Source organism: Streptomyces griseosporeus, assembly GCF_014656055.1.
GTDB classification, from domain to species: Bacteria; Actinomycetota; Actinomycetes; order Streptomycetales; family Streptomycetaceae; genus Streptomyces; species Streptomyces griseosporeus.
The window spans coordinates 943,641-955,887 of record NZ_BNBR01000002.1; the positions used below are offsets into that span (position 1 = coordinate 943,641).

At 74.6% G+C, this 12,247-nt stretch carries 13 protein-coding genes; 9 read left to right on the plus strand and 4 right to left on the minus strand.

Features of this window, described 5'->3' with window-relative positions; genetic code table 11:
* The first annotated feature begins 157 nt into the window (after window positions 1–157).
* From IE308_RS13310 to IE308_RS13325, 4 genes are all read left to right on the plus strand, one after another.
* Entirely contained in the window at window positions 158–664 is a 507-nt protein-coding gene (locus IE308_RS13310) for a SigE family RNA polymerase sigma factor (protein WP_110626582.1), read from the plus strand.
* 10 nt (window positions 665–674) lie between these two features.
* Window positions 675–1,199: a hypothetical protein gene (locus IE308_RS13315; protein ID WP_190218052.1), complete on the plus strand. Its 525-nt coding sequence runs from the start codon at window positions 675–677 to the stop codon at window positions 1,197–1,199.
* 107 nt (window positions 1,200–1,306) lie between these two features.
* Window positions 1,307–2,551 carry a bifunctional glycosyltransferase family 2/GtrA family protein gene (locus IE308_RS13320; protein WP_190218053.1) on the plus strand — a complete coding sequence of 415 codons (1,245 nt, stop codon included), beginning with the start codon at window positions 1,307–1,309 and terminating at the stop codon, window positions 2,549–2,551.
* A gap of 8 nt (window positions 2,552–2,559) precedes the next feature.
* Complete coding sequence (locus IE308_RS13325; RefSeq protein WP_190218308.1) at window positions 2,560–3,804, plus strand: putative hexosyltransferase; 1,245 nt, start codon at window positions 2,560–2,562, stop codon at window positions 3,802–3,804.
* 15 nt (window positions 3,805–3,819) lie between these two features.
* Here IE308_RS13325 and IE308_RS13330 read toward each other — a convergent pair whose 3' ends face one another.
* Window positions 3,820–4,365: a MarR family winged helix-turn-helix transcriptional regulator gene (locus IE308_RS13330; RefSeq protein ID WP_190218054.1), complete on the minus strand. Its 546-nt coding sequence runs from the start codon at window positions 4,363–4,365 to the stop codon at window positions 3,820–3,822.
* On the minus strand, window positions 4,362–6,029 hold the full coding sequence (locus IE308_RS13335; RefSeq protein WP_190218055.1) for an FUSC family protein: 1,668 nt from the start codon (window positions 6,027–6,029) through the stop codon (window positions 4,362–4,364). The genes IE308_RS13330 and IE308_RS13335 overlap by 4 nt, the downstream gene beginning before the upstream one ends.
* A 168-nt stretch (window positions 6,030–6,197) precedes the next feature.
* Between IE308_RS13335 and IE308_RS13340 the strand changes: the two genes are divergently transcribed.
* From IE308_RS13340 to IE308_RS13350, 3 genes are all read left to right on the plus strand, one after another.
* On the plus strand, window positions 6,198–6,734 hold the full coding sequence (locus tag IE308_RS13340) for a DUF5134 domain-containing protein (RefSeq protein ID WP_190218056.1): 537 nt from the start codon (window positions 6,198–6,200) through the stop codon (window positions 6,732–6,734).
* Window positions 6,735–6,829: 95 nt separating this feature from the next.
* Window positions 6,830–7,768 (plus strand): M56 family metallopeptidase, encoded by a 939-nt coding sequence (locus IE308_RS13345; protein WP_190218057.1) that lies wholly within the window; start codon window positions 6,830–6,832, stop codon window positions 7,766–7,768.
* A 55-nt stretch (window positions 7,769–7,823) separates the two neighbouring features.
* Entirely contained in the window at window positions 7,824–8,483 is a 660-nt protein-coding gene (locus IE308_RS13350; protein WP_190218058.1) for a phosphatase PAP2 family protein, read from the plus strand.
* Window positions 8,484–8,505: 22 nt separating this feature from the next.
* Here the strand turns inward: IE308_RS13350 and IE308_RS13355 are convergent, their stop codons facing one another.
* The gene (locus tag IE308_RS13355) at window positions 8,506–9,051 is read right to left on the minus strand and encodes a GNAT family N-acetyltransferase (protein WP_229908856.1); all 546 of its coding nucleotides are present in this window, start codon (window positions 9,049–9,051) and stop codon (window positions 8,506–8,508) included.
* A gap of 78 nt (window positions 9,052–9,129) precedes the next feature.
* On the opposite strand from IE308_RS13355, the gene IE308_RS13360 reads away from it, so the two are divergent.
* Window positions 9,130–9,819 carry an HAD family hydrolase gene (locus IE308_RS13360; RefSeq protein WP_190218059.1) on the plus strand — a complete coding sequence of 230 codons (690 nt, stop codon included), beginning with the start codon at window positions 9,130–9,132 and terminating at the stop codon, window positions 9,817–9,819.
* A 176-nt stretch (window positions 9,820–9,995) separates the two neighbouring features.
* Window positions 9,996–10,673 carry a TetR/AcrR family transcriptional regulator gene (locus tag IE308_RS13365; protein ID WP_110626591.1) on the plus strand — a complete coding sequence of 226 codons (678 nt, stop codon included), beginning with the start codon at window positions 9,996–9,998 and terminating at the stop codon, window positions 10,671–10,673.
* Between the two features lie 6 nt (window positions 10,674–10,679).
* On the opposite strand, the gene IE308_RS13370 is transcribed toward IE308_RS13365, so the two are convergent.
* Window positions 10,680–12,182, minus strand: a complete 1,503-nt coding sequence (locus tag IE308_RS13370) for an LVIVD repeat-containing protein (RefSeq protein WP_190218060.1) — start codon at window positions 12,180–12,182, stop codon at window positions 10,680–10,682.
* Window positions 12,183–12,247: the final 65 nt, after the last annotated feature.

A 12,247-nucleotide genomic window follows, 5' to 3' on the forward strand; every position in this document is an offset into this window, starting at 1 on the left:
GGCCGTCTCGGTGTGCGCACCGAGACGGCCGGGCTCGTTGTACGTCCTGCGGGCCCGGGCTTCGGTGACGCGGATCACAGGATCCGGGTGCATAGGTCCCGGGCCGCCGACGTCTTTCTCCTCACGTAAGGGACTGGCGAGAGCAGGGACAGTGCGCATGGATCAAGCTCGGGCCGGTGAGTTCGACGAGTTCGTGGCGGCCCGCTGGTCGGTGCTGCTGCACCTCGCGCGGCTGCTCACCGGCGGCGACCGGCACCGGGCGGAGGACCTGGTGCAGGAGTCCCTGGTCAAGCTCTGGTTCGTGTGGCCGCGGATCGCCGACGAGGCACCGGAGGCGTACGTCCGTACGGTGCTGGTCCGCGCGGCGGCGCGCTCGGCCCGGCGGCGCTGGTGGGGGGAGCGCCCCGTCGAGCAGGTCCCCGAGACGGCGGCCGCGGGGGACGTGTCCGCGGCCGTGGCGGAACGCTCCCGCCTGGAGGCCGCGCTCGGCCGGCTGCCGGCGAAGCAGCGGGCCGCCGTGGTCCTGCGCTACTACCAGGACCTGACCGAACGACAGGTGGCGGAGGCGCTGGGCTGCCCGCTGGGCACGGCCCGGTCCCACGCCGCGCGCGGAGTGGCCCGGCTGCGGCAGCTGCTGGCCGATGTCATCGAGCCGGTGGGGTGAAGGAGGAGCCATGGACCACTTCGAACGGCAGCTGGCGCGGATGATGCGCGACGCCGAGCAGCACTCCCCCTTCGAGCCGAGGCACCAGGACCGGCTGCGGGCCGGTGTGCGCGCCCGCCGCCGGGTGCGGCTGGCGCAGAAGGCCGTCGGCTCGGTGCTGGCGGTCGCCGGTCTGAGCCTCGGTCTGTTCCTGATCCCGGACACGCCGACCCGGACCGAGCCCGGTGCGCCCCTTCCGCGCCCCGTGTCGAGCCCGTCGTCCTCCCCGGGGACGGACCCGACACCGGACTTGACCCCGACCGCGCCGCCCTCGTCCCCGACCGGCTCGCTGCCTCCGAGCGACACGGCCGACCCGAGCGACACGTTCGGTCCGAGCGATACGGCGGACCCGAGCGATACGGCGGATCCGTCCGACACGGCGGACCCGACCGGCACGGCCGATCCCACCGGCTCGGCCACGCCGACCTTCACCGACGGCGCCAGCACCACCACCTTCCCCGAGACCTACGCACCGGAGAGTTCCGGGACGCCGTAGCGGCCGCTCTCTCCTCACCGTCACCGCTTCTTCCGCTCACCGCGCGCCCCACGTGCCCCACGTGCCTTCGGCATGCCCGGAAACCAGGGCGCAGACAAGGACGAACCATGCAGAAAGCCGCTCCGGCGACCGTGTGTGACCCCGACCGCCTGCCCGACCGCTCCCCCGCCCTCCCGGCCGACCCGTCCGCCCCCGTCCTGGACGTGGTGGTGCCCGTGTTCAACGAGGAGCGGGACCTGGAGCCGGGCGTGCGGCGGCTCCACGCACACCTGCGCGACACCTTCCCCTACCCGTTCCGGATCACCGTCGCCGACAACGCCAGCACCGACGCGACCCCGCGCATCGCCGCCCGGCTGGCCGCCGAGCTGCCCGAGGTGCGGTGGCTGCGGCTGGCGGAGAAGGGCCGGGGCCGGGCGCTGCGGGCCGCCTGGTCCCGGTCGCCGGCGCCGGTGCTGGCGTACGTGGATGTCGATCTGTCGACCGGACTGAGCGCGCTGCTGCCGCTCGTGGCCCCGTTGATCTCCGGACACTCCGACCTCGCCATCGGCACGCGGCTGGCGCCGGGCGCGCGGGTGGTGCGCGGCCCGAAGCGGGAGTTCGTCTCGCGCTGCTACAACGCGCTGCTGCGCTCCACGCTCGCCGTGGGCTTCTCCGACGCGCAGTGCGGGTTCAAGGCGGTGCGCCGGGAGGTGGCGGAGCGGCTGCTGCCGCTGGTGCGGGACGCGGAGTGGTTCTTCGACACGGAGCTGCTGGTGATCGCCGAGCGGGCCGGGCTGCGCATCCACGAGGTGCCGGTCGACTGGGTGGACGACCCCGACAGCCGGGTCGACCTCCGCGCGACCGCGCTGGCCGACCTGCGCGGCATCACCCGGCTCGGCCGCGCGCTGGCCCGCGGCACCCTGCCGCCGGCCGGACTGCGGGCGGGCGCGGACGCTCCGCCGCCCGGGCTGGTCGCGCAGCTGTGGCGGTTCGCCGCGGTGGGCGCGGTGAGCACGCTCGGGCATCTGCTGCTGTACGCGGCGCTGCGCCCGGCGGCGGGGGCGCAGCTCGCGAACGCGCTGGCGCTGCTGGTGTGCGCGGTCGGCAACACGGCGGCGAACCGGCGGCTGACGTTCGGTCTGCGCGGCCGGGGCGGCGCGCTGGGTCATCACCTGCGCGGGCTCGCCGTGTTCGTGCTGGGCCTGGCCCTCACCGGCGGTGCGCTCGCCGCCCTGCACCGCCTGGCGCCCGGGGCCGAGCGGGGCACGGAACTCGCCGTACTGGTGGCCGCCAACCTGGCCGCGACGCTGCTGCGGTTCATGCTGCTGCGGGCCTGGGTGTTCCGTGCCGCGGCGGGAGGCACCCGGGCGTGACGACGACCATGACGACCGTCGTGCCGGTCCGCAGGTCCGGCCCCGGGCCCGGCCGGGCGTCCCTCCCCCGGCGGCTGCGCCGCGTGGTCCGGCGGTACGGCCCCGTCCTCGCCGTGTACGGCGGCCTGAAGCTCGCCGGGTTCGCCGTGTTCATGTGGCTGCTGGACTCGGCCAGCGACTTCCGCACCCGGCACCCCCGGTTCGGCGGCGGCGCCCACGCCTGGGACGTCCTGGCCACCTGGGACGGCTGGTGGTACCAGCAGATCGCCGCGCACGGCTACCATCCGGCGCTCGAACCGGTCCCCGGCGCCACCGGCCTGATCACCCTGGAGGGGAACTCCGCGGCGTTCTTCCCGCTCTACCCGGCCGCGATGCGGCTGACGTCGGAGGTGACCGGCCTCGGCCTGTACGGCGCCGGGATACTGGTCTCCGTCGTCGCCTCCTTCGCCGCCGCGCTCGGCATCCACGCCGTCACCGCACGGCTCGTGGACGGGCGTGCGGGCCTGGCCGCGGCGGGACTGTGGGCGGTGTGGCCGGGTTCCGGCGTGGAGTGGGCGGTCTACTCCGACTCCCTGTACGTCGCCCTCGCCGCCTGGGCCTGCCATGCGGTGCTCACCCGCCGCTGGCTCACCGCCGGGCTCCTCACCTACACGGCCGGGCTCAACCGGCCCACCGCGGTCGCGCTGATCGCCGCGCTCGCCGTGGCGGCGCTGCTCGCGCTGTACCGGCGGCAGGACGGTGTGGCGCGCCCGCTGACGGCGCTGCTCGTCGCCCCGCTCGGCCTGCTCGGCTATCTGGGCTGGGTGGGGCACGAAATGGGCGACTGGGGCGGGTACTTCGCGCTCCAGCGCGGCGCCTGGGCGCACACCTTCGACTACGGCCGGCACACGGCCGACGTGTTCGCCAATGTGCCCGTGGGCCACACCGACTACCTCTCCGCCTGGCCGTTCGCCGATCTCATCGGGGTCGGGGTGGTGCTGCTGGCGGTGCTCCTGCTGCCGCTGCTGGTCCGCCGCCGCCCGCCGGCCGCGCTGGTGGTGTACACGGTGGTGACGCTGGTGCTGGTGCTGGGCAGCCAGCAGATCTTCGCCAACGTCTCGCGTTATCTGCTGCCCGCCTTCCCGCTGTTCGTGCCGCTCGCCGCCGCGCTGCGCCGGCTGTCCCTGCCGCTCCAGCTGACGCTGCTCGGGGTCGCCGCGCTGGCGTCCGGCTCGTACGCCGGGTACGCGCTGTTCGAACTCGGGGTCCCCTGACGGCGACGGGGCCTCTCAGGCGCGCAGGGCGCCGAGCCTGCCCTCCAGGCGGCCCAGCAACTCGCCCAGCAGGGCGGCCAGTTCGCCTTGCCGGCCGGCGTCCAGCGAGGACAGGACGGCCGTCTCGTAGGCGAGTTGCTCGGGCAGGAGGGCGTCCACCAGGTCGCGGCCCGCGTCGGTCAGGCGCAGATGGGCGACGCGGCGGTCCCGGGTGTCGCCGCGGCGCTCGACCAGGCCGCGTTCGGTGAGCTGCTTGACCCGCTTGGTGACGGCGGCCCCGGAGGAGAAGGTCTCGCGGGCCAGTTCGCCGGGGGTGAGTTCATGGCCGGTGCGGCGCAGCGCGCCGAGCAGGTCGAACTCGGGTCGGCTCAGCCCCGCCCGGCGCAGCGGCGCGTCCTCGGCCTGCTGGAGCAGGGCGGCGCAGCGGTTGACCCGGCCGATGATCTCCATGGGGCCGGTGTCGAGGTCGGGGTGGACCGCCTGCCACTGGCGGACGACGGCGGCGACGGTGTCGCCCCTGGTGTCGTCGCCGGTCGCGCCCCGTCCCTTGGTCGCCGTCATGGCCGTACGTCCTCCGCTTCCGTGTCCGCGTCCCGGTCCAGGACGAGTCCCTGGCGCCGTACCGTCGCGGCGAGCGTACGGTGTCCGGCCTGCTCGGCGAGCACCACCCGGTCCTGGGGCAGGGCGCGCTGCCACCACTCCCCCGCGGCGGCGTCGGCCGTGGCGCGCAGTTCGACGAGCGTGGCGGCGAGGGCGCGCCGGGCGGTCTCCAGCGCGGTGGGTGCGGCGTGCGGCGCGGCGAGGAGGCGCGCGGTGCGCTCGCGCGCCTGCTCGGCGGCGGTGAGGGCGCGTTCGAGGCGGTCGCCGGCGCGGCGGTCGGTGACGGCGAGCGCGGCGGCGAAGCCGAGGAGGGCGCCGACGAGGGTGTCGACGATCCGCTCGGTGATCAGTTCGCCCGAGTCCTGGAACCGGGCGAACTCGGTGATCAGCAGGGCCATCGGGGTGACGCAGACGCTGCCGAGCCAGTAGTTGCGGCCGATCAGCGCCTCGGCCCCGAAGTTGAAGGCCAGGCAGAGCAGGACGAGGAGCGCCTGGTGGAGGTGGGCGAGCGGGACGACCGCGGCGAAGACGAGGACGCCGAGGAGGTTGCCGACGACGCGCTGGACGGCCCGGTTCCAGGTGAGGGTCAGGTTGGCCTGGTAGAGGGAGGCGGCGGTGACCAGGGCCCAGTAGGGGCGGCCGACACCGAGCGCGAGGGAGGCGTGGCCGGCCAGGGCGCAGCCGAGGAAGCAGCGTGCGGCGACGGACCGGAGCGGGGCGAGGCGGCGGTGCAGCGGCCGGGCGGGGACGGCGTGCTCGGTGTCGGCGCCGAGGAGTTCGTCGGCCTCGCCGGGCAGGTCGTGCACGCGCGGGAGAGGGCCGTTGCCGCGCAGGTCCCGCGCCCAGGCGTTGAGCCGCTCGGGGTCGGTGTCGGCGGGCGCGGCGAGGGCGACCTCGGCGCGGACGAGGAGGCGTTCCAGGGCGCGCCGGGTGCGGGCGGAGCGGTCGCCGGTGGCGAGCAGGGTCTGCCAGGCGGCCTGGATCGTGGCGGCCGCGGCCGCCCGCGTGCCGTGGGAGGCCGCGCCGGTGCGGGACGCGGCGGCGTGCGCGGCCGCGGCGGTCAGCGCCTGGGCGGTGGCGCGGCGCTCCGGGCCGTGCGGGCGCAGCAGGCCGGGGGCCATGCCGACGAGCCATGCCCAGGCGCCCGCGGCGACGGCCATCGCCAGGTGACCGGGGACCTGGCCGAGGCTCTGCGGGGCGAAGAGGGCGGCGGAGGTGATGAAGGTGAGGACCACGTTGCCGGGCGGGCCGACGCGTGCGGCGTCGCACAGGGCCTTCTGTACGGCGGCCAGGGCGGCACCGACGGTGACGAGGACGGCCGCGCTGGTGGTGAGGGACGCGGTGACCAGGGCGACGGCGAGGCCGCCGACCATGCCGAGGATCACCCGGGCCAGGGTGCGGGCGCGTGCGGCGTAGGGGCGGTTGTGGGCGTAGAGGGCGCACAGGGAGCCGGCCATCGTGTACATCGCCAGGTCCAGCCGGCCGAGGGCGAGCAGGAGCAGGTTGGGCGGGGCGACCGCCGCCACGACGCTCAGGGCGGGCTTGAACCAGATCTCGGGCGGACGGCCCAGGCGCAGCGCGCCGGCGAGCGGAAGACGGGGACGGGGAGGTCGGCGGACGTGCATACGGACAAGCTTAACAGGTGTTTTACCTGTAAAGGATTTCTCGCGGTCAGGCCGCGGCGGTGTCCGCGCTCCGCCGCGTGCTCCCCGCGTACACCTTTGCGCTCGGGTACGCGCCGCACCGGCCGGGCATCGCTCTGCCGGGAGCGAGTGTCGAGCGGGGAGGTGCGCGTGCACGGACCGGCTTCGCCCGGGTGGCTGCTGGTCGCGTTGTGCGCGGCGACCGGCGCCTACTGCCTGCTGCGGATGCGCAGCAGCGTGGAGGAGCAGCGCCGGGCCGCGGGCGGCGAGGCGCTGATGGGCTTCGGCATGGCGGCGATGGCGGTGCCCTCGGCGGTGTTCACCCCGCCCGGCTGGGCGTGGATCCCCTATACGGCCGTCTTCGGCGCCGCCGGGGTGCGTGCGCTGTGGGCGGCGCGGAGCGGCGCCCACCACCTGCACCATCTGGTGGGCGCCGCGGCCATGGTCTACATGGCGGTCGTGATGGCCGTCTCCCCCGGCCACCACCACGACGGCGCGGGCATACCCCTGCTCACGGGGGCGCTGCTGCTGTACTTCGCCGTGTACGTGCTGGCGTCGGGCGCCCGGCTGGTGCCCGTCGGCGCCACGGCCGGGACGGCGCCGCGGTGGGGCGACCGGCCGGAGCTGGCGCGGGCGTGCCGGCTGTCGATGGGGATCGGCATGGTGGCGATGCTGCTCGCGCTCTGAGGCCCGGCCCCGCCTCACCCCCGGGCCGTGGTCTGTGTCACTTTGCCGGAGGAACCCGTACCCCTGAGCAAGCGACCGCTCATAAGGTGCTGCCCATGATGGTCCCCGCGGTCCTGCTGCTGCTCGGCGCGCTGACCGCCGTCACGGCTCCCCGGCTGCTGGCCCGGGCCGACTGGCCGGACCGTGAGCCGGTGGTCGCGCTGTGGGTGTGGCAGTGCGTCGTGGCGGCCGTACTGCTGTGCTGCGCGCTGTCGATGACGCTGAGCGCCGCCGCGGCGTGGCAGGCGGTGCGCGGGCATCTCTTCGCGCCCGCGCCGCACGCGGTGGTGGAGGCGTACGCGCCCGGCGCGGCCGGGCCGTGGGCGGCGGCCACCGCCGTGGCGCTCGCCTGCGGCGGGATGTGGAGCGCGGCAATGCTGGTCCGTGAGGTGGCGGGGGCGCGGGCCCGGCACCGGCTGCGGCGGGGAGAACTGCTGCTGCGGGCGCCGCAGTTGCCGGGCGAGGAGCGGGGTGCGGGGCGGCGGCTGGTCGTCCTGGAGGGCGAGCGGCCGGACGCCTGGTGGCTGCCCGGGGCGGCGCCGCGGCTCGTCGTGACCACCGCCGCGCTGCGGCGGCTGAAGGGGCGGCAGCTCGACGCACTGCTCGCCCATGAGCAGGGCCACGCGCGGGCGCGGCACGACTGGCTGCTGCACTGTTCCTCCGCGCTGGCGGGCGGTTTCCCGCAGGTGCCGGTGTTCGCGGCGTTCCGCGACGAGATGCACCGGCTGGTCGAACTGGCCGCCGACGACATGGCCTCCCGCCGCTTCGGCCGGCTCACCACGGCCCTCGCGCTGGTCGAACTCAACGAGGACCGGGGCGTGTTCGGGCCCTGTCCGGCACCGCAGGCGCACGTCCCGCAGCGCGTGAACCGCCTGCTGACCCCGCCGGACCGGCTCACCGCGGGCCGCCGGCTGCGCCTGACGGCGACGGCGGCCCTGGTGCCGGTCGTCCCGCTGCTGGTGGCGTTCGTACCGGCGCTGCGGGCGCTGGGCTGACGCCCCCCACCTCGCATGGTGGCCTCGCGCCCCGTCCGTCGGCGAGGATCACTGCATGCTCTCCCCGCCCGTCGTCCCACCGCCCCGCCGCACCACCGGGCGCGTCGCGCTGGTCCTGGGCCTGTGCTCGGCTCTCCTGCTCACGCTGGTCCTGCTGAAGTGGCACCCGCTGGTCACCGCGGACCGGGACGTCGCCCGCACCACGCACCGCTGGGCGGTCGACGAACCGGGCCTGACGCATGTGTGCCGCATCCTGACCGACTGGGTGTGGGACCCGTGGACGATGCGTCTGCTGGCCGCCGTCGCGGCGGGATGGCTGCTGTGGCGGTACGCGGCCCGCTGGACGGCGGTGTGGCTGGCGGTGACATGCGTCCTCGCGGCGCTGGTCCAGCAGCTGCTCAAGGTCGCGGTGGGCCGCTCCCGCCCGGTCTGGCGCGACCCGGTCGACTCCGCGCACTACGCCGCCTTCCCTTCCGGGCATGCGCTGACGGCGACGGTCGTGTGCGGCCTGCTGCTGTGGCTGCTGCGCCGTTACGACGCCCCCCGCGCCGTCCGCCGTACGGCTCTGGTGGCTGCCGTGATCTCGGTCGTCGGCGTCGGCGTGACCCGGGTCTGGCTCGGCGTGCACTGGATGTCGGACGTCCTGGGCGGCTGGCTGCTGGGCGCGCTGGCGGCCACGCTGGCCGTCCTGGCCCACCGCCGCTGGAGCCCGTGAGGCGCCGCCACCGGTACGCCGGTCAGCCGGGCGCCGCGTAGCAGTGCACGGACACGACCTGGGCCGGGCTCCAGCGCTGCTCGACGGTGGCGAGCCGCCGCCAGCCCAGGCGCTCGTAGAGAGCGGCCGCGGCGGTGTCCGACGCCACGACGTCGAGGACCGGGTGCAGGCCGATCCGGCGCGCCTCCTCGCCGGCCCGTCCGAGCAGCGCGGCGCCGAGGCCGTGTCCCCGGGCGTGCGGGGCGACGAACAGCCGGCCGACCACGGCAGTGCGGTCGGGGCTCGCCTTGGTGTGCTCGCTCCACAGGCCGGGGGCGAGATCCCCGTCGCCGGGTCGGGACAGGCCGACGTGGCCGGCAGGACGGCCGCCGAGTTCGGCGACCCAGCCGCCCAGCAGGGACGCCCCGCGGAGCCAGTCCCCGGGACGCTCGGGCCAGTTCACCGGGTAACCGTCGGCGCGATGGACGTCCGCGAGCACGCGCACGCAGGCCGCGATGTCGCCGTCGGTACGGGGCCGTATGCGCGGGGCCGGCCGGTCCGCCCCTGCCTCGTGTGTCTGCGCGTTCACCTCCGCATCGAAGCACACCGCCGACGGCGGACGATCACCCCCTGGGGCCTCTCGTCAGACTCGCCCTAGGATCACGCCATGACCGCCGTACTGTTCGATTTCTCAGGGACCCTCTTCCGTATCGAGTCCACCGAGAGCTGGCTGCGCGCCGTCCTCGCCGAGGCCTCGCTCGCGCTGCCCGAGCCGGAACTGACAGCGGCGGCGCGGGCGCTGGAGGCCGCGGGGGCACTGCCCGGAGGCCCGCATCCGCGGCGGGTCCCGGACGAGCTGGCGGAGGTCTGGCGGAGCCGGGACCGCAGTGCCGAGCTGCACCGGGCCGCCTACACCGGGCTCTCCCGCCAGGTGGAGCTGCCCGACCCGGCCCTGCACGACGCGCTGTACGACCGGCACCGCACCCCGGCCGCCTGGGCGCCGTACCCGGACGCGGCCGAGGTGCTGGCCGCGCTGCGCGAGCGCGGGATCGCCATCGGCGTGGTGAGCAACATCGGCTGGGACCTGCGGCCCGTCTTCCGGGAGCACGGCCTCGACGCGTACGTGGACACGTACGTGCTCTCCTACGAGCACGGCGTGCAGAAGCCGCACCCGCGGCTGTTCGAGACGGCCTGCGTGGCCCTCGGCAGCGCTCCGCAGGACACGCTCATGGTCGGCGACGAGCCGCGCGCGGACGGCGGCGCGGCGGCCCTGGGCTGCGGGGTGTACTTCGTGGACCACCTGCCGGTGAGCGAGCGCCCGGACGGCCTGCGGCCGGTGCTGGAACTCGTCGGCTGAAACAGAGCCCGCGACCTGCCCCCTCGTCGCCTCAGGCGACCATCGGGGGAAGAGAAGTCCGTCTCGGACGATCCCCCGCGTCGCCCGAGACGGACGGCACGACCGGCCCGTGAACGGGTCGGCCGTCATGCGCTGAGTATAGTTGGCTGGCAGCCAGTCAACGCAGGAGTTACAGGATGTCCCCGCGCAGCGCCTCGGTCAATGAAGAATTGCGGCGGCGTTCCCGGGAACGGCTGCTGCAGGCGGCGGTCGAGCTGGTCAACGAGCGTGGCTACGAGGCCACGACGCTCAGCGACATCGCCGACCGGGCGGGCTCGGCCCGCGGCCTGGTGTCGTACTACTTCCCGGGCAAGCGCCAGCTCGTGCAGTCGGCCGTGCACCGGCTGATGCACCGCACGCTGGAGGAGGCGCTGGAGCGCGAGCCGCGCACCGAGGACGGGCGGGAGCGCATGGCGCGGGCCATCGACGCGATCCTGGGGCTCGCCCGCGACCGCACCGTGCTGATGCGCCAGCACATGGCGGGGCTGCTGCAGGCGGAGGGTTTCGTGCAGTGCCCGGAGCAGAAGCGGCTCGCGGAGCTGTTGCGGGACACCGTCGCCCGGCACGGCTCCGGCGATGTCGACGCCGACTATCCGATGCTCAGGTCGCTGCTGATGGGCGCCGTCTTCGCGATGGTGCTGCCGAACGTGCCGATGCCGTTCGCCACGATGCGGGCCGAGCTGTTCGGCCGCTACCGGCTGGACTGGGAGCAGGGGCTCCCGCCGGAGACCGCGGCGGCCTCCGGCGGGGCGTGCGAGACGGATCTGTCACGGTTCTTCGCGACCGACCGTGAGGCCGGCGATCAGTCGAAGTAGTCCCGGTCAGTCGAAGTAGTCCGGCTGCGTCTGGACGTTGAGCTCGCGCAGATGGATCCGCCGTGCCGGGTCCGTGCGCCGGTCGGTGAGCTTCAGGACGTCGAGGCCCTTGGCGATGTCGTTGGAGTAGATGTAGCCGTTGTACCAGTACGCCGACCAGGAGCCGCCCACGGTGAGCTTGTCGGTGGTCAGCGGGCCGCGCTCGAAGTAGGCGATCTCCTTCGGGTGCGCGGAGTCGGTGAACTCCCAGACGGAGACACCGCCCTGGTACCAGGCCTGGACCATGATGTCGCGGCCGGCGACCGGGATCAGCGAGCCGTTGTGGGCGACGCAGTTCTCGGTGTCGGCCTGGTGGCGCGGGATCTTGTAGTAGCCGCGGAAGACGAGCTTGCGGTGCTCGCCCCGGCCGACGATGTCGTAGATGCCGTCGGCGCCCTTGTCCGGGCCGGTCGCCGCGTTGCAGGTGGCGCCGACGCCGCCGCCCAGCTCGTCGGTGAACACGACCTTCTTCGCGTTGCGGTTGAAGGTCGCCGAGTGCCAGAAGGCGAAGTTGACGTTGTCCTGGACCTGGTCGATCACCTTGGGGTGCTCGGGGTCCTTGATCGAGAACAGGATGCCGTCACCCATGCAGGCACCGGCGGCCAGGTCCTCGCTCGGCAGGACGGTCAGGTCGTGGCAGCCGGTGGTCTTGGAGACGCCCGGGTTGGTGGGCGCGCCGGGGTTGCCGCCGCCGTCGGGGCCGTCCCCGGGGAAGAGCACCGGGAAGCCCACCACGGCCGCCTTCTCGGGCGCCTTGCGCGGCACCTTGATGACCGAGATGCCGTCGTGCGGCGGCTGGCAGTCGGGGTAGGCGGCGTTCGGCGAGTAGGAGGAGACGTAGATGTAGACGTTGTCGCGCTTGGGCACCAGCGTGTGGGTGTGCGAGCCGCAGGCGGTCTCGACGGCGGCGACGTACCGGGGGTTGGCCTTGTCGCTGATGTCGAAGACCTTCATGCCCTCCCAGGAGGACTTCTCCGTGGCGGGCTGGGTGGTGCTGTTGCAACTGGCGTCGCTGCGCGAGGAGTCGGTGGACAGGAACAGCAGGTCGCCGGAGACGGAGACGTCGTTCTGCGAGCCCGGGCAGAGCACCTGGGCCACCGTCTTCGGGGACTTCGGGTCGCTGATGTCGAAGACGCGGAAGCCGTCGTAGTTGCCGGCGTAGGCGTACCGGCCCTGGAAGGCCAGGTCCGAGTTGGTGCCGGGCAGGGCGTCCTTGGGGATGTTGCCGAGGGGCGTGAGGTTGGCCGAGTGGACGATCTGATCCTGGGCGGGGATCTCGCCGTCGGCGATGGCGGCGCGCACCTGGGCCTCGGTGCGGTCGGAGACCTGTGTGCGGGCGGGCGGCGCGTCTCCGGGGTCGGGGATCGCCGTCGCGGGCCAGGCCGTCAGCAGAGCGGTCAGGAGTCCGCCGGCTGCGGCCGCGACTCCCAGGCGTCTGCGCCGTGTTCGGGGGCCGTTCAACAGGGTCACTGTCTTCCTCCCTTGTGCCGTTCGCGGTGGAACGGTGCACGGACCCCTGCAGTATCGCCCTTATC

Coding starts and splice junctions, on each gene's coding strand:
- IE308_RS13310 (WP_110626582.1), top strand. CDS start 158: ATGGATCAAGCTCGGGCCGGTGAGTTCGACGAGTTCGTGGCGGCCCGC.
- IE308_RS13365 (WP_110626591.1), top strand. CDS start 9,996: ATGTCCCCGCGCAGCGCCTCGGTCAATGAAGAATTGCGGCGGCGTTCC.
- IE308_RS13360 (WP_190218059.1), top strand. CDS start 9,130: ATGACCGCCGTACTGTTCGATTTCTCAGGGACCCTCTTCCGTATCGAG.
- IE308_RS13335 (WP_190218055.1), bottom strand. CDS start 6,029: ATGCACGTCCGCCGACCTCCCCGTCCCCGTCTTCCGCTCGCCGGCGCG.
- IE308_RS13315 (WP_190218052.1), top strand. CDS start 675: ATGGACCACTTCGAACGGCAGCTGGCGCGGATGATGCGCGACGCCGAG.
- IE308_RS13320 (WP_190218053.1), top strand. CDS start 1,307: ATGCAGAAAGCCGCTCCGGCGACCGTGTGTGACCCCGACCGCCTGCCC.
- IE308_RS13325 (WP_190218308.1), top strand. CDS start 2,560: ATGACGACCGTCGTGCCGGTCCGCAGGTCCGGCCCCGGGCCCGGCCGG.
- IE308_RS13345 (WP_190218057.1), top strand. CDS start 6,830: ATGATGGTCCCCGCGGTCCTGCTGCTGCTCGGCGCGCTGACCGCCGTC.
- IE308_RS13330 (WP_190218054.1), bottom strand. CDS start 4,365: ATGACGGCGACCAAGGGACGGGGCGCGACCGGCGACGACACCAGGGGC.
- IE308_RS13350 (WP_190218058.1), top strand. CDS start 7,824: ATGCTCTCCCCGCCCGTCGTCCCACCGCCCCGCCGCACCACCGGGCGC.